This is a genomic window from Pseudomonas sp. GV047, assembly GCF_003058245.1.
GTDB lineage: Bacteria > Pseudomonadota > Gammaproteobacteria > Pseudomonadales > Pseudomonadaceae > Aquipseudomonas > Aquipseudomonas marginalis.
In genome coordinates this window covers 147,998-170,517 of the sequence record NZ_QCWA01000009.1, presented here as the reverse complement: position 1 = coordinate 170,517, position 22,520 = coordinate 147,998, and the positions used below count along the sequence as shown (strand labels likewise).

Genomic DNA, 22,520 nt, shown 5'->3' with positions numbered 1-22,520 from the left:
GGCTTGCCCGCTCCCTCAGTATTGGATCAGCGCAACCAGTTAGTCCGCGCCAACTCGATCACTTCATCTCCACGCCCACTCATCACCGCCTTGAGCATGTACAGGCTGAACCCCTTGGCCTGTTCCAGCTTGATGCTCGGCGGCATTACCAGTTCCTGGGTGGCCGTCACCACATCCACCAGCACCGGGCCATTGTGGGCCAGGGCGCGGCGCAGGGCCGGTTCCAGGTCTTCGGATTGCTCCACGCGAATGCCGAGGATGCCCATGGCGTTGGACATGGCGGCGAAGTCCGGGTTTTTCAGCTCGGTGCCGGCATCCAGATAGCCCGCAGCCTTCATTTCCATGGCGACAAAGCCCAGGGACGAGTTATCGAACACGATGACTTTGACGGGCAGGTTCAACTGCGCCAGTGAAATGAAATCCCCCATCAGCATGGCAAACCCGCCGTCGCCGGACATCGAGATCACCTGGCGCCCAGGAAAGGCCGCCTGGGCACCGATCGCCTGGGGCATGGCATTGGCCATGGAGCCGTGGTTGAACGAACCGATCAGGCGACGCTTGCCATTCATCTTCAGGTAGCGCGCCGCCCACACGGTCGGCGAGCCCACGTCGGCGGTGAAGATTGCATCGTCGTCCGCCAGTTCGCTGAGCAGGCGCGCCACGTATTGCGGGTGGATCGGCCGGTTGGCCTTTGACGGTTGCGCCAGGTCGTCCAGGCCTTGGCGGGCTTTTTCGTAGTGCTTCAGCGAGGTCTCGAGGAAGCTGCGGTCGGTCTTGCGGGTCAGGCGCGGCAGCAGCGCGTCGAGGGTCTCGCTCACATCGGCAGCGATGCCCAGGTCCAGCGTGGCGCGACGGCCCAGGGCCTGCGGGTTGCGGTCGACCTGGATGATTTTGGCATCGGTGGGGTAGAACTGGCGGTACGGAAAGTCAGTGCCGAGCATGATCAGCGTGTCGCAGTCGAGCATGGCGTGGTAGCCGGAGCTGAAGCCGATCAGGCCGGTCATGCCCACATCAAATGGGTTGTCCCATTCCACATGCTCCTTGCCGCGCAGGGCGTGCACCACCGGTGCCCCCAGCGTGTCGGCCAGGGCCACCACTTGATCATGGGCGCCGGCGCAGCCACTGCCGCACAGCAGGGTGACTTTCTCGCTGCTTTCAAGGATCTCGGTCAGGCGCTGCAGGTCCTGTTCCGCCGGCAGGGTACGCGGTGCGTGCAGGGCCGGCCAGGGCTTGAGCTTGTCTTCGACTTCCAGCAACGATACGTCCCCCGGAATCACCACCACCGCCACGCCGCGGTTGAGGATCGCCGAACGCATGGCGCGGTGCAGCACGTGCGGCATCTGTTCGGGGTTGGTGACCAGCTCGATAAAGTGGCTGCACTCCTTGAACAGTTCCTGGGGATGAGTCTCCTGGAAGTAATTCAGGCCGATCTCGGAGGAGGGGATTTGTGCGGCAATCGCCAGCACCGGCACATGGTTGCGATGGCAATCGAACAGGCCATTGATCAAGTGCAGGTTGCCCGGCCCGCAGCTGCCAGCGCATACGGTCAGTTCGCCAGTGGCTGCAGCTTCGGCACCGGCAGCGAAGGCGGCGACTTCTTCGTGACGTACATGCATCCACTCGATGCTGTCCATGGTACGCAGGGCGTCGGTGAGGCCGTTGAGGCTGTCGCCGGTCAGGCCCCAGATACGCTTGATGCCCGCCTGTTCAAGGGTGGTCGCCAATTGCTGGGCCAGGTTGATTTTCGCCATGAAGAACTCCAATCGTCAGTGAGGTTAAAAGCAGCTGATCAATAGGGGACAGTTCGATCACGGCGAATGCTCCGTCTTTAATGTGAAGATTGCGTCATGGCCGCGCGGTATTGCCGGGTGCGCCGGGCGATAAACCATTGGTCACACGCCAGCGCCAGCCATGGCACGACATTGGGTTTAGGCATACGGCCACGACTCAGGCGGCGCATCTGGTCCCGCACCACGGCCAGGGTGGCGAGGGCGGCCAAGGGTTTGCGTTTCCAGCTGATCGGCTTGAGTTGCGGGTTGAGGTCGCGACCCTCGTGCCAGTGCTTGATCAGTTGCGGTTCCAGGGTCAGGGCGGTAGCGATGCCGGCCATGGCGATACCGCTGTCCAGCACTTGTTGCACGATGGGCAGGCGGCGAATGCCGCCGGTGACCATCAGCGGCATCTTGGCGATGGTCGCCAGTTCCTTGGCGAACTCCAGGAAATACGCTTCGCGGGCCAGGGTGCGGCCGTCCCGTGCTTCGCCTTGCATGGCCGGGGCTTCGTAGCTGCCGCCGGATAATTCCAGCAGGTCGATGGGCAGCGGGTTGAGCAGCTCGACCACGGCGCGCGCGTCGTTGGCGTCGAAGCCGCCGCGCTGGAAGTCGGCCGAGTTGAGTTTGACCGCCACACAGAATGAAGGACTGACGTTGGCACGCACGGCGTGGATCACTTCCAGCAGCAGGCGTGCGCGGTTTTCCAGGGGGCCGCCCCAACGGTCAGTGCGTTGGTTGCTGAGTGGGGAGAGAAACTGGCTGAGCAGGTAGCCGTGCGCGCCGTGGATCTGCACCCCGGTGAACCCGGCTTTCTCGGCCAGGCGTGCGCTGGTGGCGAAGCGTTTGATCACGTCTTGAATGTCGTCTTCGGTCATGGCCCTGGGCTTGGCGAACATCTTCGAAAAGCCGCCGAGGTCCAGTGCAATCGCGGAGGGCGCCAGGGCCTGCTGGCCGAGGTTGGCCATGGTCTGGCGACCCGGATGGCTGAGCTGTACCCAAAAGTGCACGCCCTTGTCGCGGGCCACGGCGGCCCACTCGCGAAAGCTGTCCAGGTGCTGTTCGTCTTCGAGGGCAACGCCGCCGGGGCCGGTCATGGCGCGGCGGTCGATCATCACATTGCCGGTCAGCAGCAGGCCGGGCTCGCCGTCCGCCCAGGTCTTGTACAACTGCTTCAATTCGCGGGAGGGCGCCTGTTGCGCATCCGCCATGTTTTCTTCCATCGCCGCCTTGGCGATACGGTTGGCGAGGACCTGGCCATTGGGCAGTTGCAAGGGTTCAAAGGGTGACATGGGTTGACTCCTGAGCAGGGGAGGCCTCAGGCTAAGCTTAAAGTTAACTTTAATGTCAAGCAGGCGTTTTGATGAATATTGGAGAGCTGGCAAAACAGAGCGGGCTGGCGGCGTCGCGTATCCGCTTCTATGAAGCAGAAGGGTTGATCAGCCAGGTGGGGCGCCAGGCCAATGGCTATCGCCGTTATGCACCGGAGGCCTTGCAGACGCTGCGCTTGATTCAGAGCGCGCAGCAGGCCGGTTTCACCTTGCAGGAACTCAAGGCGCTGATGCCGGCCCCCGGCGAGCACAAGCGCGCCGAGCTGATCGAGGCGCTCGAGCGCAAGGTCGAGCAGATTGAAGCGATGCAGGCGCAACTGGCGCACAGCAAGGCGCAGTTAGTCGGGGTGATCGACGCGGTACGCGCGCAACCGGAAGGTGTGCCGTGTTCGATGGGGCAGAAGCAGGTGCTAGCGTCGATCAAGCTCAACTCATAAAAAAGCCCTGGCATGCCAGGGCTTTTTCATTTGTGCAGACTCAGCGACGACGGAACAGCGGCAGCGGTTCATCCGTTGCAGCCTGGTACGTCACCGAGAAGTCCTTGAGGCTTTCCAGTGCTTCGTACGGGTCTTTGTCGGCGCGCAAGGCGAAGGCATCGAACCCGCAACGGCGCAGGTAGAACAACTGGTCGCGCAGCACGTCGCCAATGGCCCGCAGCTCGCCTTTGTAACCGTAGCGGTCACGCAGCAGGCGTGCGTTGGAATAGTTGCGACCGTCGGTGAAGGCCGGGAAGTTCAGGGCGATGACCTGGAAGTGCTCCACGTCAGCGCCGATCTCTTCGGCTTCTTCATCGGCGTCCAGCCACACACCCAGGCCGCCGTCGCGGGCCTTGAGCGCGTGGCCGTGTTCGCGCCACAGCGCCAGCGGCACGATCAGGTCGTCGCAGTTGGAGATGCCGTCGAAGCTCGCATCCTTGGGCAGCAGGTGCCAGGTTTCGTCGAGGACTTCGTTGTTCTTAATGATTCGCTGCATAGACGCGCTCCTTGAACAGGTCAATGCCGATGCGCTGGTAGGTGTCGATGAAACGCTCATCTTCGGTGCGCTGTTCGATGTACACGTCGATCAGCTTGCCGATCACCTCGGGCATGGCTTCCTGGGCGAAGGACGGGCCGAGGATCTTGCCCAGGCTCGCATCGCGGCTGGCGCTGCCACCCAGGGACACTTGGTAGAATTCTTCGCCTTTCTTGTCCACGCCCAGGATGCCGATGTGGCCGACGTGGTGGTGACCACAGGCGTTCATGCAACCGGAGATGTTCAGGTCCAGCTCGCCGATGTCGAACAGGTAGTCCAGGTCGTCGAAACGGCGCTGGATCGATTCGGCAATCGGGATCGACTTGGCGTTGGCCAGGGAGCAGAAATCGCCGCCCGGGCAGCAGATGATGTCGGTCAGCAGGCCGATGTTCGGCGTGGCGAAACCGCCTTCGCGCAGCTCGCCCCACAGGGTGAACAATTGGCTCTGCTCAACGTCCGCGAGGATGATGTTCTGCTCGTGGGAGGTGCGCAGCTGGCCGAAGCTGTAGCGCTCGGCCAGGTCGGCGACGGCGTCCAGCTGCTTGTCGGTGATGTCACCCGGTGCAACACCGGTCGGTTTCAGTGACAGGGTCACCGCCACATAGCCCGGCTTTTTGTGCGCCAGGGTGTTGCGGGTGCGCCAGCGGGCGAAGCCTGGGTGCTGCTGGTCGAGCGCTGCGAGCTCGGCATCCTGGTTGCCCAGGGCCTTGTACTCAGGATCGACGAAGTGCTTGGCCACACGGTGCACTTCGGCTTCGGTCAGGGTGGTCTGGCCGCCGCGCAGGTGCTCCATCTCGGCGTCGACTTTCTGGGCGAACACCTCAGGGGTCAGCGCTTTGACGAGGATCTTGATCCGCGCCTTGTATTTGTTGTCACGACGGCCGTAGCGGTTGTAGACGCGCAGGATGGCGTCGAGGTAGCTCAGCAGGTCCTGCCATGGCAGGAACTCGTTGATGAACGCACCCACCACCGGGGTACGGCCCAGGCCGCCACCCACCAGGACACGGAAACCCAGCTCGCCGGCCGCGTTGTACACCGGCTCCAGGCCGATATCGTGTACTTCGATGGCGGCACGGTCCGAGGTCGAGCCATTGATGGCGATCTTGAACTTGCGCGGCAGGTAGGCGAATTCGGGGTGGAAGGTGGTCCACTGGCGGACGATTTCACACCACGGGCGTGGGTCGATCAGCTCGTCGGCGGCAACCCCGGCGAATTGGTCGGTGGTCACGTTGCGCAGGCAGTTACCGCTGGTCTGAATGGCGTGCATCTGCACGGTGGCCAGTTCAGCCAGGATATCCGGCACATCTTCCAGGGCCGGCCAGTTGAACTGCACGTTCTGGCGGGTACTGATGTGGGCATAGCCTTTGTCGAAGTCGCGGGCAATCTTGGCCATCATGCGGGTCTGGCGCGAAGTCAGTTGGCCATAAGGCACGGCCACCCGCAGCATCGGCGCAAAGCGCTGGACATAAAGGCCATTTTGCAGGCGCAGAGGGCGGAACTCTTCTTCGCTCAGTTCACCTGCTAGGTAGCGTCGGGTCTGATCACGGAACTGCTTGACGCGGTCCTCGATGATGCGCTGATCGTATTCGTCGTATACGTACATATAGGTCCTGTTCTCGGCAAATCTGCGCGCACGGCCGCGCACTCCCAACGGAGCCGGCGCACGATACCAGTTTGCGTTTATGCGCAAAAGTGATGTTTGAGTATATGCACATAACCAAAATGACTAATGAGAAGGGTTATCGTGATACCCACATTTGTCATGCGGGCAATCGTGAACTTTACTGTGAGCGTGTTTGAGTGCAATCACCTATAAAACCGACAAGAGGCGATGCAATGAGCAATCCGACCAAAGCCCGTAAACCTGACAGTACCGTTGATGCCTGGGCCATTCTGTTCCTGATCATTCTGGTGGTGGGAACGGCCGTATTCTGGGTCAGCCACCAATAAAGGACGTTGATTGACCCTCGATTGGTTCAGGCATTGCCACTATCATGGCGGCCTATTTTCGAGGCTCAAGCATCCATGTTGAAGGTGTTGATTACGTGTGTCTGGTTGCTGGGATCGACGTGTGGGGCGATGGCTCATGCAACGTCGGTGGTGTTTCTCAATCCGGGCATGGCGACGGAAACCTTCTGGGTCAGCTATGCGCAATTCATGCAGGCCGCCGCCAAGGACCTCGGCCTGGACTTGCGCGTGCGTTATGGCGAGCGTGATGCCGGCAACACGCTGGCCCAGGCGCGTGAGGTGCTGCAAGGCAGCCAGCGGCCTGATTACCTGGTGCTGGTGAATGAGCAGTACGTTGCACCGCAGATCCTGCGCATGGCCGAGGGAAGTGGCGTCAAGCTGCTGCTGGTGAACAGCGCGCTGACCTCCGATCAGGCGCAATTGCTGGGAACCCGCCGTGGCATCCGTTTGATCGGCAGCCTGGTGGCTGACGATGAACAGGCTGGCTACCTGATGCTCCGTGATCTGTTGCGCCAGCACGGTCCGGTTGCGCCGGGCGAGCCCCTCGACCTGTTGGCGTTTTCCGGGACCAAGTCCACCCCGGGGGCGCAATTGCGTGAGCGCGGCATGCGTCGGGCGCTGGCCGAGCATCCCGAGGTGCGCCTGCGTCAGTTGGTCTACGGCGAATGGAACCGCGAACGCGCCTTCGAACAAGCGAAGCAACTGTTCAAGCGCTACCCGCAGACGGCGCTGGTGTGGTCGGCCAACGATCAGATGGCGCTGGGCGCCATGCAGGCGCTGCAGGGCAGTGGGCGGTTACCGGGCAGGGACGTGCTGTTCAGCGCGCTCAACAGCTCGCCGGAGATCCTGCAGGCACGCCTGGATGGACGCTTGTCGTCCCTGGTCGCCGGGCATTTCACCGTGGGCGGCTGGGCCATGGTGTTGGTCCATGACGATGCCAAGGGCCTGGACATTGGCGCCTATGGCGGACGCGACCGGCAGTTGGCGCTATTCCAATTGATCGATGCCGGCCAGGCGCGGCGCTTGTTGGGGCCGACACCCTCGGTGGATTTCCGCGCGTTGTCCGCCCAGGGCAAGCCCGTGTCCTATCGTTACCCGTTCAGCCTGCACCTGCTGCTGCGCTAGACGCCGGCGAGGTGCAGCACCAGCTTGACGATGCCGAACAGCGTCAAGGCGAATACTGCTGTGAACAGAATGCCCAGGATCACGAAGTGGCTGGGCTTGCCGTGGGTGAAGTCGCGGGCGCGATTCTTGCCGCTCTGCACGCCAAAGGCGGCGGCCATGACGCTGTGGAGCATCTGCCAGAAGGTCGGCGGCTTGTTGTTGACCGGATCGTCCATACATCCCTCGACACAAGGTGTGTGAGGGACAGCATAGACAATCCAGGCCGGCTTAGTTGTCGTAGCCCAGGTTCGGCGCCAGCCAGCGCTCGGTCACGGCCAGGTCCTGGCCCTTGCGCGCGGTGTAGCTGGTCACCTGGTCCTTGTCGACCTTGCCCACGGCAAAGTACTGCGCCTGCGGGTGGGCGAAGTACCAGCCGCTGACCGCCGCCGCCGGGAACATCGCGTAGTGCTCGGTGAGGAACACGCCGCTGCGCCCAGCGTGCATTTCGCGGGCCTCGGGGTCGAGCAGTTGGAACAACTGGGCTTTCTCGGTGTGGTCCGGGCACGCCGGGTAACCGGGGGCAGGGCGGATACCGCTGTACTGCTCCTTGATCAGCGCTTCGTTGTCCAGTTGCTCGTCCTTGGCGTAGCCCCAGTGTTCCTTGCGCACCTGCTGGTGCAGCCACTCGGCACAGGCCTCGGCCAGGCGGTCGGCCAGGGCCTTGACCATGATCGAGTTGTAGTCGTCGCCCGCGTCCTGGTAGGCCTTGGCCACTTCCTCGGCGCCGATGCCGGCGGTGGTGATGAAGCCCCCGATGTAGTCGGTCACGCCGCTGTCCTTGGGCGCGACGAAGTCGGCCAGGGAGAAGTTCGGCTTGCCGTCGGTCTTGATGATCTGCTGGCGCAGGTGGTGCAGTTTGGCAATCGGCTGGCCGTCTTCACCGTAGACTTCCAGGTCATCGTCCTGCACCTGGTTGGTCGGCCAGAAACCGAACACTGCACGGGCGCTGATGAGTTTTTCGTCGATCAGTTTCCTGAGCATTTCCTGGGCGTCGGCATACAGCGCGGTGGCGGCTTCACCCACCACTTCATCGGTCAGGATGCGCGGGAACTTGCCGGCCAGGTCCCAGGAGATAAAGAACGGGGTCCAGTCGATGTACTCGGCCAGGACGTTGAGGTCGATATTGTCCAGCACCCTGGAACCGGTGAAGGTGGGCTTGACCGGCGTGTAGCTGTTCCAGTCGAACTGCGGCTTCTTGGCGATGGCCGCCGGGTAGCTCAGGCGCTCGGTGCGCGCGCTGCGGTTGGAGGTGCGTTCACGCACGTCGATGTATTCCAGGCGGGTCTTCTCGACGAAGCCGGCCTTCAATTCCTTGGACAGCAACTGCGTGGCCACGCCCACCGCACGGGAGGCGTCGGTGACGTAGATCACCGCGTCGTTGCTGTACTTGGGCTCGATCTTCACCGCCGTGTGCGCCTTGGAGGTGGTCGCGCCGCCGATCATCAGCGGCAGGTGGAAGTCCTGGCGCTGCATCTCGCGGGCCACATGCACCATCTCGTCCAGGGACGGCGTGATCAGGCCGGACAGCCCGATAATGTCGCACTTCTGCTCCTTGGCCACCTGCAGGATCTTCTCCGCCGGCACCATCACGCCGAGGTCGACGATGTCATAGCCGTTGCAGCCGAGTACCACGCCGACGATGTTCTTGCCGATGTCATGCACGTCGCCCTTCACCGTGGCCATCAGGATCTTGCCCTTGGCTTCCGGCTTGTCGCCTTTTTCCAGCTCGATGAACGGGATCAAGTGGGCCACGGCCTGCTTCATCACGCGGGCGGATTTCACCACCTGGGGCAGGAACATCTTGCCGGCGCCGAACAGGTCGCCAACGATGTTCATGCCGGACATCAGCGGGCCTTCGATCACTTCGATCGGGCGGGCGAACGACTGCCGCGACTCTTCGGTGTCTTCGACGATGTGGGTGGTGATGCCCTTGACCAGCGCGTGTTCCAGGCGCTTGTTGACCGGCCAGCCGCGCCACTCTTCGGTCTCGGCTTCTTTTACGCTGCCGTCGCCCTTGTACTTGTCGGCGATGGCGAGGAGGGCGTCGGTGCCTTCCGGGGTGCGGTTGAGCACCACGTCTTCCACGGCATCGCGCAGCTCGGCCGGGATCTGGTCATAGATCTCCAGCTGGCCGGCGTTGACGATGCCCATGGTCAGGCCGTTGCGGATCGCATACAGCAGGAACACCGAGTGGATCGCCTCCCGCACCGGGTTGTTGCCGCGGAACGAGAACGACACGTTGGACACGCCACCGGAGGTCAGCGCATACGGCAGCTCGTCGCGGATATAGGCACAGGCGTTGATGAAATCGACGGCGTAGTTGTTGTGCTCTTCGATGCCGGTGGCGACTGCGAAGATGTTCGGGTCGAAGATGATGTCTTCCGGTGGGAAGCCGACTTCATCCACCAGGATGTCGTAGGAGCGCTTGCAGATTTCCTTCTTGCGCGCTTCGGTGTCGGCCTGGCCGGCCTCGTCGAAGGCCATCACCACCACGGCGGCGCCGTAGCGCTTGCACAGCTTGGCGTGATGAATGAACTGCTCGACGCCTTCCTTCATGCTGATGGAGTTGACGATGCCCTTGCCCTGGATGCACTTGAGGCCGGCTTCGATCACTTCCCACTTGGAGGAGTCGATCATGATCGGTACGCGGGAGATGTCCGGCTCGCCGGCAATCAGATTGAGGAAGGTCACCATGGCCTTCTTCGAATCGAGCATGCCCTCGTCCATGTTGATGTCGATCACCTGGGCGCCGGCTTCCACCTGTTGCAGGGCGACTTCCAGGGCTTCGGTGTAGTTGTCCTCGCGGATCAGGCGGGCGAAACGCGCAGAACCGGTGATGTTGGTGCGCTCGCCGACGTTGACGAACAACGAGCTGCGATCAATGGTGAACGGCTCCAGGCCCGACAGGCGGCAAGCCTTGGGGATGTCCGGGATGGTGCGCGGCGCGTAGCCGGCCACGGCCTTGGCGATGGCTTCGATATGGCCCGGGGTGGTGCCGCAGCAGCCGCCGACGATATTGAGGAAGCCGCTCTGGGCGAACTCTTCGATGACCTTGGCGGTTTCCGACGGCAATTCGTCGTACTCGCCGAATTCATTGGGCAGGCCGGCGTTGGGGTGCGCGGACACATGGGTGTTGGCTTTGTTGGACAGCTCTTCCAGGTACGGGCGCAGCTCGCTGGCGCCGAGGGCGCAGTTCAGGCCCACGGAAATCGGCTTGGCGTGGGCCACCGAGTTCCAGAAGGCTTCGGTGGTCTGGCCCGACAGGGTGCGGCCGGAGGCGTCGGTGATGGTGCCGGAGATCATGATCGGCAATTCGATACCGAGTGCTTCGAACACACCCTGCACGGCGAAGATCGCGGCCTTGGCGTTGAGGGTGTCGAAGATGGTCTCGATCAGGATCAGGTCGGCGCCGCCTTCGATCAGGCCCTTGGTGGCCTCGGTGTAGTTCTCCACCAGTTCATCGAAGGTGACGTTGCGGTAGCCAGGGTTGTTCACATCGGGCGACAGCGAGCAGGTGCGGCTGGTCGGGCCGAGGACGCCGGCGACGAAACGCGGCTTGGCCGGGTTCTCGGCGGTCTTGGCATCGGCGATCCTGCGCGCCAGGCGTGCGCCTTCGACGTTCAGTTCATAGGCCAGCTCTTCCATGCCGTAGTCGGCCATGGAGATACGGGTGGCGTTGAAGGTGTTGGTTTCGAGGATGTCGGCACCGGCATCCAGGTAGGCCTTCTCGATCCCGCCGATCACGTCCGGGCGGGTGAGCACCAGCAGGTCGTTGTTGCCCTTGACGTCGCTCGGCCAGTCGGCGAAGCGTTTGCCGCGGTAGTCATGTTCTTCCAGTTTATAGCTCTGGATCATCGTGCCCATGCCGCCGTCGAGGATCAGGATGCGTTCCTTGAGGGCGTGGTGAAGGGCTTGCAGACGAGCGCTACGATCGGACATGGGACTACTCTGGTCAGGCATTACGGAGGGCGTGGATCATAACAAACCTGTGCGGATTTGCGGCATGCCGGGGTTTTGCATGAATATCGCTCATGTTGAGCGGGTGCATGGCCCGGTAGAATCACCGCCACTTTAAATCGCACGCATTGAATCGGGACCGGATACATGTCACTTCGTCTTATCGTCAGCGCCGTCCTGGCATTGATAGCCAGCAGCGCTCTGGCAGAAGGTCCCGCTCCGGCGATCTCGTATAACCGCGACATCCAGCCGATCTTCACCGAGAAATGCGTGGCCTGCCATGCGTGCTATGACTCCGCGTGCCAGCTCAACCTGGGCAGTGCCGAGGGCGCGGCGCGCGGTGCGACCAAAGTGCCGGTCTACGACGGCGAGCGCAGCCAGGCCACACCCACCACGCGCTTGTTCTATGATGCCTTCGGCAAGCAGGCCTGGCAGCAGAAGGGCTTTTATTCGGTACTCGACGCCCAGGGCAGCCAGGCCGCGTTGATGGCGCGCATGCTGGAGCTGGGGCATACCGCAGCGCTGAAGCCCAATGCCAGGTTGCCCGAAGAGATCGTATTGGGCCTGAACCGCGAAAACATGTGCGCCACACCCGGCGAGTTCAACGCCTATGCCGGTGCTCATCCCAAGGAGGGCATGCCGTTGGCGGTCACCGGCCTGAGCGACCAGCAGTACCAGACCCTGCAGCGCTGGCTGGCCTCCGGTGCACCGATTGACCAGCAGGGCGTGGCCCCCAGCGCCCGTGAAGCCGCACAGGTGCTGCAATGGGAGAACCTGCTCAACGCCCCCGGCGCACGGGAAAGCCTGGTGGCCCGTTGGTTGTTCGAGCATCTGTTCATTGCGCATCTGTATTTCGAAGACGGTGAGCCTGGGCATTTCTTCCAGTGGGTGCGCTCGCGTACCCCCAGCGGCCAGCCGATTGACCTGATCAATACCCGCCGCCCCAATGACGATCCCGGCACCCGCGTGTACTACCGTCTGTGGCCGGTGGAAGGGGTGATCGTCCACAAGACCCATATCACCTACCCCCTCAGCGCGGAAAAAATGGCGCGGGTCAAAGCCCTGTTCTACAGCGGCGACTGGCAGGTCAGCGCCTTGCCCGGCTACGGCCCTGGCCGGCGGGCCAACCCTTTCGAGACGTTCGAGGCGATTCCGGCCCAGGCGCGTTACCAGTTCATGCTGGATAACGCCGAATACTTTGTGCGCACGTTTATTCGCGGGCCGGTGTGCCGCGGGCAAATTGCCACGGACGTGATCCGCGACAATTTCTGGGCGTTGTTCCAGGCGCCCGACCACGACCTGTACATCACCGATGCCCGCTATCGCGGCCAGGCCACGCCGTTGCTGGCGATGCCAGGGCAGAATGACGACGTGGGCAGTGTGCTCAGCCTGTGGCTCGAATACCGCGATAAGCGCAACCAGTACGAAGCCCTGCGGCGAGACAGCTATGCCGAGCTGCCGGCGCCCAGTTGGTCGACCTTGTGGGCCGGCAATGACAATGCCCTGTTAAGCATCTTCCGTCATTTCGACAGCGCCTCGGTGAATAAGGGCCTGATCGGTGAAGTCCCGCAGACACTGTGGTTGTTCGACTATCCGTTGCTCGAACGCACCTACTACCAACTGGTGGTCAATTTCGATGTGTTCGGCAACGTATCGCACCAGGCCCAGACCCGGCTGTACTTCGACCTGATCCGCAACGGTGCCGAGCAGAACTTCCTGCGCCTGATGCCGGCCAATAGCCGCGATGCCTTTATGGATGATTGGTACCAGAACAGCGGCAAGATCAAGCTGTGGCTGGATTACGAAGCCATCGACGACGACACGCCTACCGCCTTGCACCTGGATAAAAAGGACCCCAAGCGCGACTTCGCCAACCAGTTGCTTGCCCGCTACGGTGACCTGAATGCCAGCCCGGATCCGATCAACCGTTGCGGGGGCGCGTTTTGTTCGCGCGACGGTATCGACCCGGCGCTGCAGGACGCCGAACAGGCGCTCAGCCGCCTGACTTCACGCCCGGCGGCGGGGCTCAAGGTGATTGACCAGTTACCTGAAGCGACGATGCTGCGCGTCGAAACCGCCAGCGGTAAGCGCGTGGTCTACAGCCTGCTGCGCAATCGCGCCCACAGTAACGTGGCATTTCTGCTGGGTGAGGCTTATCGCTATCAGCCGGGCCTGGACACGCTGACCCTTTACCCTGGAGTGCTCAGCAGTTACCCGAACTTCATGTTCAACATCCCTGCCCAGGAGGTGCCCGAATTCGTCGCCGAAATGGAGCGGGCCAAGGACGCCAATCGCTTTGAGAAAATTGTCGACCGCTGGGGTGTGCGCCGCAGCCACCCGTTGTTCTGGCAGTATTTCCACGATTTGTCCCAGTACATCCGCGAGACGACGCCGGTGGAAGAAGGGGTGCTGGATATGAACCGTTATGAAAACCTCTGACAGAGGCCAGCGTCTTTTCCGACAAAATTACTCGGACTTTGTACCTGCGTAATATTTTGGCGTAAACTGCCGGCAAGCCTGTGAGGAGTTTCCATGACTGCCATAACCATTACCGACGCCGCCCACGATTACCTGGCTGACCTGCTGTCCAAGCAGAACACCCCGGGAATCGGCATCCGCGTCTTTATCACCCAGCCTGGCACCCAGTACGCCGAGACGTGCATCGCCTACTGCAAGCCCGGTGAAGAGAAACCTGAAGACACCGCCCTGGGGCTGAAAAGCTTCACCGCGTATATCGACAACTTCAGCGAAGCCTTCCTGGACGATGCCGTGGTCGACTACGCCACCGACCGCATGGGCGGCCAATTGACCATCAAGGCGCCCAACGCCAAGGTGCCTAATGTCAATGCCGACAGCCCGGTCAACGAGCGCATCAACTACTACCTGCAAACCGAGATCAACCCGGGGCTCGCGAGCCACGGCGGTCAGGTCAGCCTGATCGACGTCGTCGATGACGGCATTGCCGTATTGAAGTTCGGCGGCGGCTGCCAGGGCTGCGGCCAGGCAGACGTGACCCTGCGCGAGGGCATCGAGCGGACCTTGCTCGAGCGTATTCCGGAGCTCAAGGGCGTCCGTGACGTGACAGACCACACGCAGAAAGAAAACGCCTACTACTGAGTAAGGCGTTCACTGCGAACAAAAAACGGCGCCCGTGAGCGCCGTTTTTTATTATTAAAATTCAAGCAGTTATGCCATCTATCTAACAAGTAGGATTAAGTGTGGGAGGGGGCTTGCTCCCGATAGCGGTGCCTCAGTCGACTCATGAGCAGGCTGACACACCGTCATCGGGGGCAAGCCCCCTCCCACATTTTTTTGAATTTATTCAGTTAAATCAGCGTGTTGCTGATGATTTGTGAATTAAAAAATCAATTTCGAATGTTGACTCTATCTCCCTGACAAGTAAGGTCAAATGTGGGAGGGGGCTTGCCCCCGATAGCGGTGCCTCAGTCGACTCATGAGCAGGCTGACACACCGCCATCGGGGGCAAGCCCCGTCCCACATTTTTTTGTGTTTAGCTATTCAAATCAATGGATTGCTTTGATTTTTTAAAGTAAATAATCAAGGCCGATAAAGGTGCGCATGCCCCGCCCGATACAACGACGACTCACTGAAACTATCACTCGCCAGTACCCGACCCACCACAATCAACGCCGTACGCCGAAAGCCCTTGGCGGCGACTTTGTCGGCAATATCGCTGAGCGTGCCGACCGCCCAATCCTGATCCGGCCATGTCGCCCGGTGCACCACGGCAATCGGGCAGTCCGCGCCATAGTGCGGCAGCAGTTCGGCGACGATCTTCTCCAAATGGTTGACCCCCAGATGAATCGCCATGGTGGTGCCATGGCGGGCCAGGCTGTCGAAGTCCTCTCCGGCCGGCATGCGGGTTTTATCGGCGTAGCGGGTCAGGATCACGCTTTGGGCGATGTCCGGCAGGGTCAGTTCGGTCTCCAGCAAGGCTGCGCAGGCGGCCACCGCCGTGACGCCGGGAATGATCTGAAAGGGGATGCCCAACTCACGCAAATAACGGATCTGCTCGCCAATCGCGCCATACAGGCTCGGATCGCCGGAGTGCACCCGTGCCACGTCTTGGCCATTAGCGTGGGCGGTCTTGATCAGTTCGATAATCTGTTCCAGGTGCAGTTCAGCGCTGTTGACCACTTGTTGCGCCTGATGACCTTCCAGCACCGCCGCCGGCACCAGTGAGCCGGCATAGATGATCACCGGGCAACTGCGGATCAGGCGCTGGCCTTTGACGGTGATCAATTCCGGATCGCCGGGGCCGGCGCCGATGAAGTAGATGGTCATGGAGAATTCCTGTGGAAAAACGGGCGAGCATGAAGATTGCTCATGATCGGGAAGGGCGATTATCGGGATTTTAGCCGGCGCAGGCCAATGCAAAGGTGGCCTGGGCGGTTTTCTGGCGGGTGATCAACAAGCGGGCAGGGCCGCCGCAGAGCTGTTCGGCCAGGGCCAGGGCGGCACTTTCGGCGACGCCGTAACAGCCGGTATGGGCAAACGCGACCGCCGATTTGTGGCTCAGCCGGGCTTCGTAAACGGCCAGTTGCCCGGCGCTGAAGCACTGCAAGGGCAGGTCGAGCAGTCGGGCCAGGGCGAGTAACCCTGGCTCGTTCTGTTTACGGTCGATGCTGGCCAGTGCGGTGACACGCTGGCGCTCGACCCCGCCCTCGGCCAGGGCGCTGTCGAACAGGCCCAGCAGGGTGTCTACATCACAACCCCGCTGGCAACCCAGGCCGACCACCAGGGTCATGCCGAGTATTGATCGTCGCGGTTGCGGCGGAACAGCCAGGCGCTGATCAGGCCCAGGGCCAGCCAGAACACCACGTTGGTCAACTGCGAAGCGATCTTGAACTGCGCTTCGAGGGCTTCCGGCGCCAGCATCGAATGGGTTTCCGGCTGCGGTGCACCGATCACATGCGGCACCACGAGGATCGCCGCGCCCAGGACTTTCAGCAGCCAGTTGCGACCAAACACGATCAGGGCAATACCCACAGCCGTCGAGGCAGCGGTGCCGATCCACCAGATTTGCCGTTGCGCCAGGTCGGCGGCGGCAGTGCCCGGCAGCTCCGGTGGCAGACCCAGGGTGGGCGCCAGCACAAAAGTCGCGTAACCGGCCAGGCCCCACAGCAAGCCTTGGGCCGTGCGGGTCGGTGCGCGCAGGGTGTAGAGGCCGGCCAGCATCAGGGCGAAGCCGACGGCCACCACCAGGTTGCCGCCGGTGGTCGACAGCACACGCTGCCAGCCGTCTTCGGGCTCCCAGGCTTCGGCGTCGTGGGAGTGTGCAGCGGCGCCAGCGGCGTGCTCGTGCACGACTTCGGTCGCGGCCGGGGCTTTTTCAAAGGTTTCCGCCTGCAGAATCAGCGGAGCGACCCAGAAGCTTTGCAGCAGGGTCAGCAGCAGGGCGGCCAGCAAGCCGGTGAACCCTGCGGTTTGCGCAATACGCTTGATCATGTCGGCAGGCCTCAGTGGCACGGGAACGCGGCGCTGTGGCGGGTATCGTGGGCCGCGTTGTGCACCGCCTCGATATGGGAGAAACCGGCGAAATACACCAGGCACGCGCCAAGGATCGACGCGCCGATGGCGGCGGTCAGGCGTTGGCTGAGGGTGGCGGAGCTGCTGGCGGTGTGCGAGGTGCTGCTGATGATCGACATGGCGCGTCCCTTTCAGGTGTCAGGGTGACACGAGCGCATGCAAACCCCGCGAGCCAGGCACGCAGGGTTTTAACAGCGCCCGCCCACCGCGGGTTTGTTATTCGATGTTATTCGGGCCGGTCTCCGGGCTTGCGAGGGACACTGGGTCTATAAAGCGTCGCCTTCCCATGCCGTACAGGCACAGTGGATCTGACGCTTCACTCGCTTACCGTTGCGGGGGCAGCACCGGACTCGTCATGACGCCATGACTCACCGGTTTCCCGTTTCACCCTGTGAAGGGCACCCGAAACAAGATGTGTAGGAGAGCATGGGCCGGGGACGGTAGTCAAATGCGGCGAGCCCCTGTAGCCTTGCACCCTCGAGGTTCTTCGGCCCAGGCCGAAGCTAAGAAGGGAACGCGGTCCAAGCCGCGGCTGCCCCCGCAACTGTGAAGGGTTTATCTGACTGCCACGCCACTGCCACTGCGGCGGGAAGGCGCAGTCGGCGCCGGTCGCAAGACCCGCAAGCCCCAAGCCAGGAGACCTGCCTCGCCACCGATTTTCCAATTCAACCGGGCGGGGTGATCCGGTGACGAAATCTGCTGCTGCGCGCCGCCGCAGGGCCTATCGTCCCGTATGCCCGCCCCAAAGGGCATCCGATGAAAACACTGGCCAAACTTCCCGTCACCATCGTTACCGGCTTCCTCGGCTCGGGCAAGACCACCTTGCTGCGCCATATGCTCGACAACGCCCAGGGCCGTCGTATTGCGGTGATCGTCAACGAGTTCGGCGAGCTGGGTATCGACGGTGAGATCCTCAAGCAGTGCTCCATCGGTTGCACCGAAGAAGAGGCCAACGGCCGTGTGTACGAGCTGGCCAACGGCTGCCTGTGCTGCACGGTGCAGGAAGAGTTCTTCCCGGTGATGCGCGAACTGGTCGCCCGTCGCGGCGACCTCGACCATATCCTTATCGAAACCTCGGGCCTGGCCCTGCCAAAACCCTTGGTGCAGGCCTTCCAGTGGCCGGAAATCCGCAGCGCCTGCACGGTTGATGCGGTCATCACCGTGGTCGACAGCCCGGCCGTGGCCGCCGGCACCTTTGCCGCGTTCCCGGACCAGGTCGACGCCCAGCGCAAGCTCGACCCGAACCTGGACCATGAATCGCCGCTGCACGAGCTGTTTGCCGACCAGCTGGCCAGCGCCGATCTGGTGATCCTCAATAAATCCGACCTGATCAGCGCCGAAGACCTGGCCCGTGTGCGCCTGGAAGTCGCTGAAGAGCTGCCGCCGGCGGTGAAGATCATCGAAGCCAGCAGCGGTCGCCTGCCGTTGGACGTATTGATTGGCCTGGGCGCGGGGTCCGAAGAACATATCGACGCTCGCCATAGCCACCACGATCATCACCACGAAGGTGAAGACGAGCATGATCACGACGCCTTCGATTCCATCTCCATCGACCTGCCCCAAGCCGACGAAGCGCTGCTGCTCGACGCCCTGAACCAATTGGTGGTTCAGCACGGCATCCTGCGCGTCAAAGGCTTCGCCGCCATCCCGAACAAGCCGATGCGCCTGCTGATCCAGGGTGTGGGTACGCGTTTCGACAAGCACTTCGACCGTGCCTGGGGCGCCGACGAAGCGCGCATCACGCGGCTGGTGCTGATCGGCCAAGAGCTGGACGCCGCGGGCCTCGAAGCGCAACTGCGCGCCGCCCTCAGCGTTTAACCCATGCACCTGCTCAGGACTCAGCCCGGTGGTTTCGTCGCGGACGACAATATTGCCGACCTTGGCCAAACTCCCGCCGAACTGGTGATCCTGTGCAGCGGCGATTCCAGCCTGGCGCTGCTGGCCGAAGCGGCCCAGCAGTTGCCCGAGGATTACCCCAGCCTGCGCCTCGCCAACCCGATGCAGGTGCAGAACCACGCCTCGGTCGATTTGTATGTCGACGAGGTGCTGCGCCACGCCAAGGTCATCCTGATTTCCCTGCACGGCGGCATCGCTTATTGGCGCTACGGTATCGAGCGCCTGGTGGAGCTGGCCGAGCGCGGCGTTACGCTGATCCTGGTGCCGGGGGATGACCGCCCGGACCCGGAACTCAGCGGCCTGAGCACGGTGAGTGCCGAACAGCGCGACCGCCTGTGGCACTTTCTGCGCCAGGGCGGGCTCGCTAACGCGCTGGATTTTTTCCGCTGCCTGGCCAGCGGCTACCTGGACCGCGATTACCCGTGGTCCGAGCCGCAGACCTTGCCGCGCACCGCGATCTATCACCCGCACAAAGCCAACCCTCGCCTCAATGACTGGCAGACCGATTGGCACGCGGATTGGCCCGTGGCGGCGGTGCTGTTCTACCGCTCCCACCTGCAGGCGGCCAATACCGGTTTTATCGATGTGTTCTGCCAGCGTTTGCAAGCGGCGGGCCTTAACCCGTTGCCGATGGCGGTGGCCAGTTTGAAAGAGCCCGGCTGCCTGACGGTGGTCGAGGACCTGCTGGATGAGGTCGGCGCGGCGGTGATCCTGAACACCACCGGTTTTGCCCAATCCAGCCCCGAAGCCCCGCATCTGCGGCCGTTTCGCCGCAATATCCCGGTGATCCAGGCGATCTGCGCCCAGGATAACCAGCCGGGCTGGCAGGCCAGCGAGCAAGGCCTGGGCCCGCGCGACCTGGCGATGCACATTGCCTTGCCCGAGTTGGACGGGCGGATTATCAGCCGGCCGATCAGCTTCAAGGATCTGGCCTGGCGCAGCGAGCGCAGCCAGTCGGACGTGGTGTGCTACCGCGCAGCGCCCGAACGCATGGATTTCGTCGCCGAACTGGCGCGCCGTTGGGTCGAGCTGGCACGGGTGCCGAATGGGGATAAACGCATCGCCCTGATCCTTGCCAACTACCCGACCCGCGATGGTCGTATCGGCAATGGTGTGGGCCTGGACACCCCGGCTGCCGCGCTGAATATCCTGCGTGCCCTGCAGGCCGAAGGCTATCCGGTGCCGGATCAACTGCCTGAGAGCGGCACTGCGCTGATCCATGACCTGCTCGGCGGCGTCACCAACGACCTCGACAGCCTCGACCTGCGCCCCTGTCATCAAAGCCTGGGCCTGGACGACTACCAGGCCATGTTCAATCGCTTGCCTGAATCCAACCGCCAGGCGGTGCTGGAGCGATGGGGGGCCCCGCACAACGATCCAATGTTCCGTGACGGCCGCCTGATGATCGCCGGCCTGCGCCTGGGCCAGACCTTCGTCGGCATCCAGCCGGCCCGGGGTTACCAGGTGGATGCCAGCGCGGTGTACCACGACCCGGACCTGGTGCCGCCCCATGGCTACCTGGCGTTCTACTTCTGGTTGCGCCACACCTACGGCGCCCATGGCGTGATCCATGTGGGCAAGCACGGCAATCTCGAATGGCTGCCGGGCAAGGGCGTGGGACTCTCGGAAAACTGCTGGCCGGATGCGCTGCTGGGACCGCTGCCGAACATCTACCCGTTTATCGTCAATGACCCGGGCGAGGGCGCCCAGGCCAAGCGGCGTACCCAGGCGGTGATCATCGACCACCTCATGCCGCCGCTGACCCGCGCCGAAACCTACGGGCCGCTGCGGGACCTTGAGCTGTTGGCGGACGAATATTACGAAGCCCAACTGCTCGACCCACGCCGGGCCCGCGAGCTGCAAAAAGACATCCTCAAGCTGGTGCGCGAAACCCGCATCGATCAGGAGCTTGAACTGGATGGCGACGCCGATGCCGCTATCTGGCTGCCGCGCCTCGACACCTACCTGTGCGACTTGAAGGAGTCGCAGATCCGCGACGGCCTGCACATCTTTGGCGAGTCCCCCGTGGGCCGCTTGCGCATCGACACCTTGCTGGCCTTGCTGCGCATCCCGCGTGGCGACGGCCGTGGCCCGCAATCGAGCCTGCTGCGCGTGTTGGCCAAGGCGTTCGCGCTGGGTTTTGACCCCCTGGACTGTGCCCTGGCCGAGCCCTGGACCGGGCGACGCCCGGCAGTGTTGCAGAAGATCGATGGGCAGCAGTGGCGCACCGCCGGGGATACCCGCGAGCGCCTGGAACTGTACGCTGCGCGAATGATCGAGCAGGCGTTGGAAGGGCCGCTGGAACAGCTGGAAGAGCCCGGCTGGGAAGAAGTGAAGGCGGTGATCGAAAGCCTGCGCATCGTCGTGGCGCCACGCCTCGACGCCTGCGGCCCGGCGGAAATGCGCGGCTTGCTGGAGGCCCTCGGCGGGCGCTTTGTGCCGGCTGGGCCAAGCGGCGCGCCGAGCCGGGGGCGCCTGGATGTGCTGCCGACCGGGCGCAATTTCTTCACCGTTGACGTGCGCAACCTGCCCACCACCACCGCGTGGCGCATCGGCTTCCAGTCCGCCAACCTGATACTTGAACGGCACCTGCAGGACCACGGCGACCACCTGCGCCAACTCGGCCTGTCGGTGTGGGGCACGGCCACCATGCGCACCGGTGGCGACGACATTGCCCAGGCCATGGCGCTGATGGGCGTGCGGCCGGTGTGGGCCACCGGCAGTCAACGGGTGGATGATTTTGAAATCCTGCCCATCAGCCTGTTGGACCGCCCGCGCGTGGACGTCACCTTGCGCGTGTCCGGGTTTTTTCGCGATGCCTTCGCCAACCTGATTCGCCTGTTCGACGCGGCGGTACAAGCCGTGGCGGCCCTGGATGAGCCGGACGACATGAACCCGCTGGCCGCCAAGGTGCGCAGTGAGCGCGCGGCATTGCTGGCCTCCGGCCTGGATGCGGAGGCCGCGGCGAAACAGGCCGGCTGGCGTATCTTCGGGGCCAAGCCCGGTGCCTATGGCGCCGGCGTGCAGGGCGCCATTGACGGGCGTCTGTGGCAAAGCCGCGAGGACTTGGCCGAGGTCTACCTGAACTGGGGCGGCTACGCCTATGGCGGTTCCGATGAAGGCACCGCCGCCCGCGAGCAGTTCGCCCAGCGCCTGAGCCAGGTGCAGGCGGTGTTGCAGAACCAGGATAACCGTGAGCACGACCTGCTCGACTCCAACGACTACTACCAATTCCAGGGCGGCATGCTCGCCGCCGTGGAAACCCTGAGCGGCGACAAGGCCGCCAGCTATCACGGCGACCACAGCCAGCCGGACCTGCCCAGGATTCGCACCTTGAAGGAAGAGCTGAACCGGGTGATCCGTTCCCGCGCCGCCAACCCCAAGTGGATCGAAGGGGTCAAGCGCCATGGCTATAAAGGTGCGTTCGAAATGGCCGCGACCGTGGACAATCTGTTCGCCTTCGACGCCACTACGGCGCTGATCGACGATCATCAATATGCGTTGCTCGCTGACGCCTACCTGCTGGACCCTGACACCCGCGCGTTCGTGCAGCAGCACAACCCTGCGGCGCTGCGCGATATGACCGAGCGCCTGCTCGAAGCCCAGCAGCGCGGTTTGTGGCAGGAACCGGGGGCGTACCGCGAGGCGTTGGAAAACCTGTTGCTGGATATAGAAGAAGACAGCTAGAACGCGAGATGCGGCTTGTTGTGGCTGGCGGGCTTGTTGTGGTGAGCGGGCTTGCCCCGCGCTGGGCTGCGAAGCGGCCCCAAAAACATAGTCCCGGAGCTACCTGGCACACTGCAGCGCTCCTATTGGGGCTGCTTCGCAGCCCAGCGCGGGGCAAGCCCGCTCACCACAAGTAGCTTGCTCATGA

The 22,520-nt window shown here is 62.9% G+C and carries 16 protein-coding genes and 2 riboswitches; of the genes, 6 read left to right on the top strand and 10 right to left on the bottom strand.

Going from position 1 to position 22,520, the window contains the following annotated elements; all coding sequences use genetic code 11:
* Positions 1–26 precede the first annotated feature (26 nt).
* Entirely contained in the window at positions 27–1,751 is a 1,725-nt protein-coding gene (poxB, locus tag C8K58_RS22645) for a ubiquinone-dependent pyruvate dehydrogenase (RefSeq protein WP_108574348.1), read from the bottom strand.
* A gap of 77 nt (positions 1,752–1,828) precedes the next feature.
* Entirely contained in the window at positions 1,829–3,061 is a 1,233-nt protein-coding gene (locus tag C8K58_RS22640; protein ID WP_108574347.1) for an NADH:flavin oxidoreductase/NADH oxidase family protein, read from the bottom strand.
* Between the two features lie 71 nt (positions 3,062–3,132).
* On the opposite strand from C8K58_RS22640, the gene C8K58_RS22635 reads away from it, so the two are divergent.
* Complete coding sequence (locus C8K58_RS22635) at positions 3,133–3,537, top strand: MerR family transcriptional regulator (RefSeq protein ID WP_027606485.1); 405 nt, start codon at positions 3,133–3,135, stop codon at positions 3,535–3,537.
* Between the two features lie 40 nt (positions 3,538–3,577).
* Here C8K58_RS22635 and C8K58_RS22630 read toward each other — a convergent pair whose 3' ends face one another.
* Together C8K58_RS22630 and C8K58_RS22625 are read right to left on the bottom strand one after the other, a co-directional pair.
* Positions 3,578–4,072, bottom strand: coding sequence for a DUF934 domain-containing protein (locus tag C8K58_RS22630; protein WP_003235539.1), 495 nt, complete (start codon positions 4,070–4,072; stop codon positions 3,578–3,580).
* Positions 4,056–5,714: a nitrite/sulfite reductase gene (locus C8K58_RS22625; protein WP_027606484.1), complete on the bottom strand. Its 1,659-nt coding sequence runs from the start codon at positions 5,712–5,714 to the stop codon at positions 4,056–4,058. The genes C8K58_RS22630 and C8K58_RS22625 overlap by 17 nt, the downstream gene beginning before the upstream one ends.
* Positions 5,715–6,136: 422 nt before the next feature.
* On the opposite strand from C8K58_RS22625, the gene C8K58_RS22620 reads away from it, so the two are divergent.
* A complete protein-coding gene (locus C8K58_RS22620; RefSeq protein ID WP_108574346.1) occupies positions 6,137–7,204 on the top strand; it encodes an ABC transporter substrate-binding protein in 1,068 nt (355 codons plus the stop codon).
* On the opposite strand, the gene C8K58_RS22615 is transcribed toward C8K58_RS22620, so the two are convergent.
* A complete protein-coding gene (locus tag C8K58_RS22615) occupies positions 7,201–7,419 on the bottom strand; it encodes a DUF2970 domain-containing protein (protein WP_027606482.1) in 219 nt (72 codons plus the stop codon). The genes C8K58_RS22620 and C8K58_RS22615 overlap by 4 nt on opposite strands.
* A 52-nt stretch (positions 7,420–7,471) precedes the next feature.
* Positions 7,472–11,182 (bottom strand): methionine synthase, encoded by a 3,711-nt coding sequence (metH, locus tag C8K58_RS22610; RefSeq protein WP_108574345.1) that lies wholly within the window; start codon positions 11,180–11,182, stop codon positions 7,472–7,474.
* A 165-nt stretch (positions 11,183–11,347) separates the two neighbouring features.
* On the opposite strand from metH, the gene C8K58_RS22605 reads away from it, so the two are divergent.
* Positions 11,348–13,639, top strand: a complete 2,292-nt coding sequence (locus tag C8K58_RS22605) for a fatty acid cis/trans isomerase (protein WP_108574344.1) — start codon at positions 11,348–11,350, stop codon at positions 13,637–13,639.
* A gap of 93 nt (positions 13,640–13,732) precedes the next feature.
* A complete protein-coding gene (nfuA, locus tag C8K58_RS22600) occupies positions 13,733–14,317 on the top strand; it encodes a Fe-S biogenesis protein NfuA (protein WP_027606479.1) in 585 nt (194 codons plus the stop codon).
* Positions 14,318–14,758: 441 nt separating this feature from the next.
* On the opposite strand, the gene cobM is transcribed toward nfuA, so the two are convergent.
* The 4 genes from cobM to C8K58_RS22580 all read right to left on the bottom strand — a co-directional run bounded on the left by cobM (position 14,759) and on the right by C8K58_RS22580 (position 16,869).
* Positions 14,759–15,505: a precorrin-4 C(11)-methyltransferase gene (cobM, locus tag C8K58_RS22595; RefSeq protein ID WP_108574343.1), complete on the bottom strand. Its 747-nt coding sequence runs from the start codon at positions 15,503–15,505 to the stop codon at positions 14,759–14,761.
* 70 nt (positions 15,506–15,575) lie between these two features.
* Positions 15,576–15,968, bottom strand: a complete 393-nt coding sequence (locus tag C8K58_RS22590) for a cobalamin biosynthesis protein (RefSeq protein ID WP_027606477.1) — start codon at positions 15,966–15,968, stop codon at positions 15,576–15,578.
* Positions 15,965–16,669 (bottom strand): CbtA family protein, encoded by a 705-nt coding sequence (locus tag C8K58_RS22585; protein WP_092357811.1) that lies wholly within the window; start codon positions 16,667–16,669, stop codon positions 15,965–15,967. The genes C8K58_RS22590 and C8K58_RS22585 overlap by 4 nt, the downstream gene beginning before the upstream one ends.
* Before the next feature lie 11 nt (positions 16,670–16,680).
* Positions 16,681–16,869, bottom strand: a complete 189-nt coding sequence (locus C8K58_RS22580; RefSeq protein WP_027606475.1) for a CbtB-domain containing protein — start codon at positions 16,867–16,869, stop codon at positions 16,681–16,683.
* A gap of 96 nt (positions 16,870–16,965) precedes the next feature.
* Positions 16,966–17,171: riboswitch (cobalamin riboswitch) on the bottom strand.
* A 42-nt stretch (positions 17,172–17,213) separates the two neighbouring features.
* Positions 17,214–17,414, top strand: a riboswitch (cobalamin riboswitch).
* A 92-nt stretch (positions 17,415–17,506) separates the two neighbouring features.
* On the opposite strand from C8K58_RS22580, the gene cobW reads away from it, so the two are divergent.
* Positions 17,507–18,568 (top strand): cobalamin biosynthesis protein CobW, encoded by a 1,062-nt coding sequence (gene cobW / locus C8K58_RS22575; RefSeq protein ID WP_027606474.1) that lies wholly within the window; start codon positions 17,507–17,509, stop codon positions 18,566–18,568.
* A gap of 3 nt (positions 18,569–18,571) precedes the next feature.
* Positions 18,572–22,333, top strand: coding sequence for a cobaltochelatase subunit CobN (gene cobN, locus C8K58_RS22570; RefSeq protein WP_108574342.1), 3,762 nt, complete (start codon positions 18,572–18,574; stop codon positions 22,331–22,333).
* Positions 22,334–22,520 lie beyond the last annotated feature (187 nt).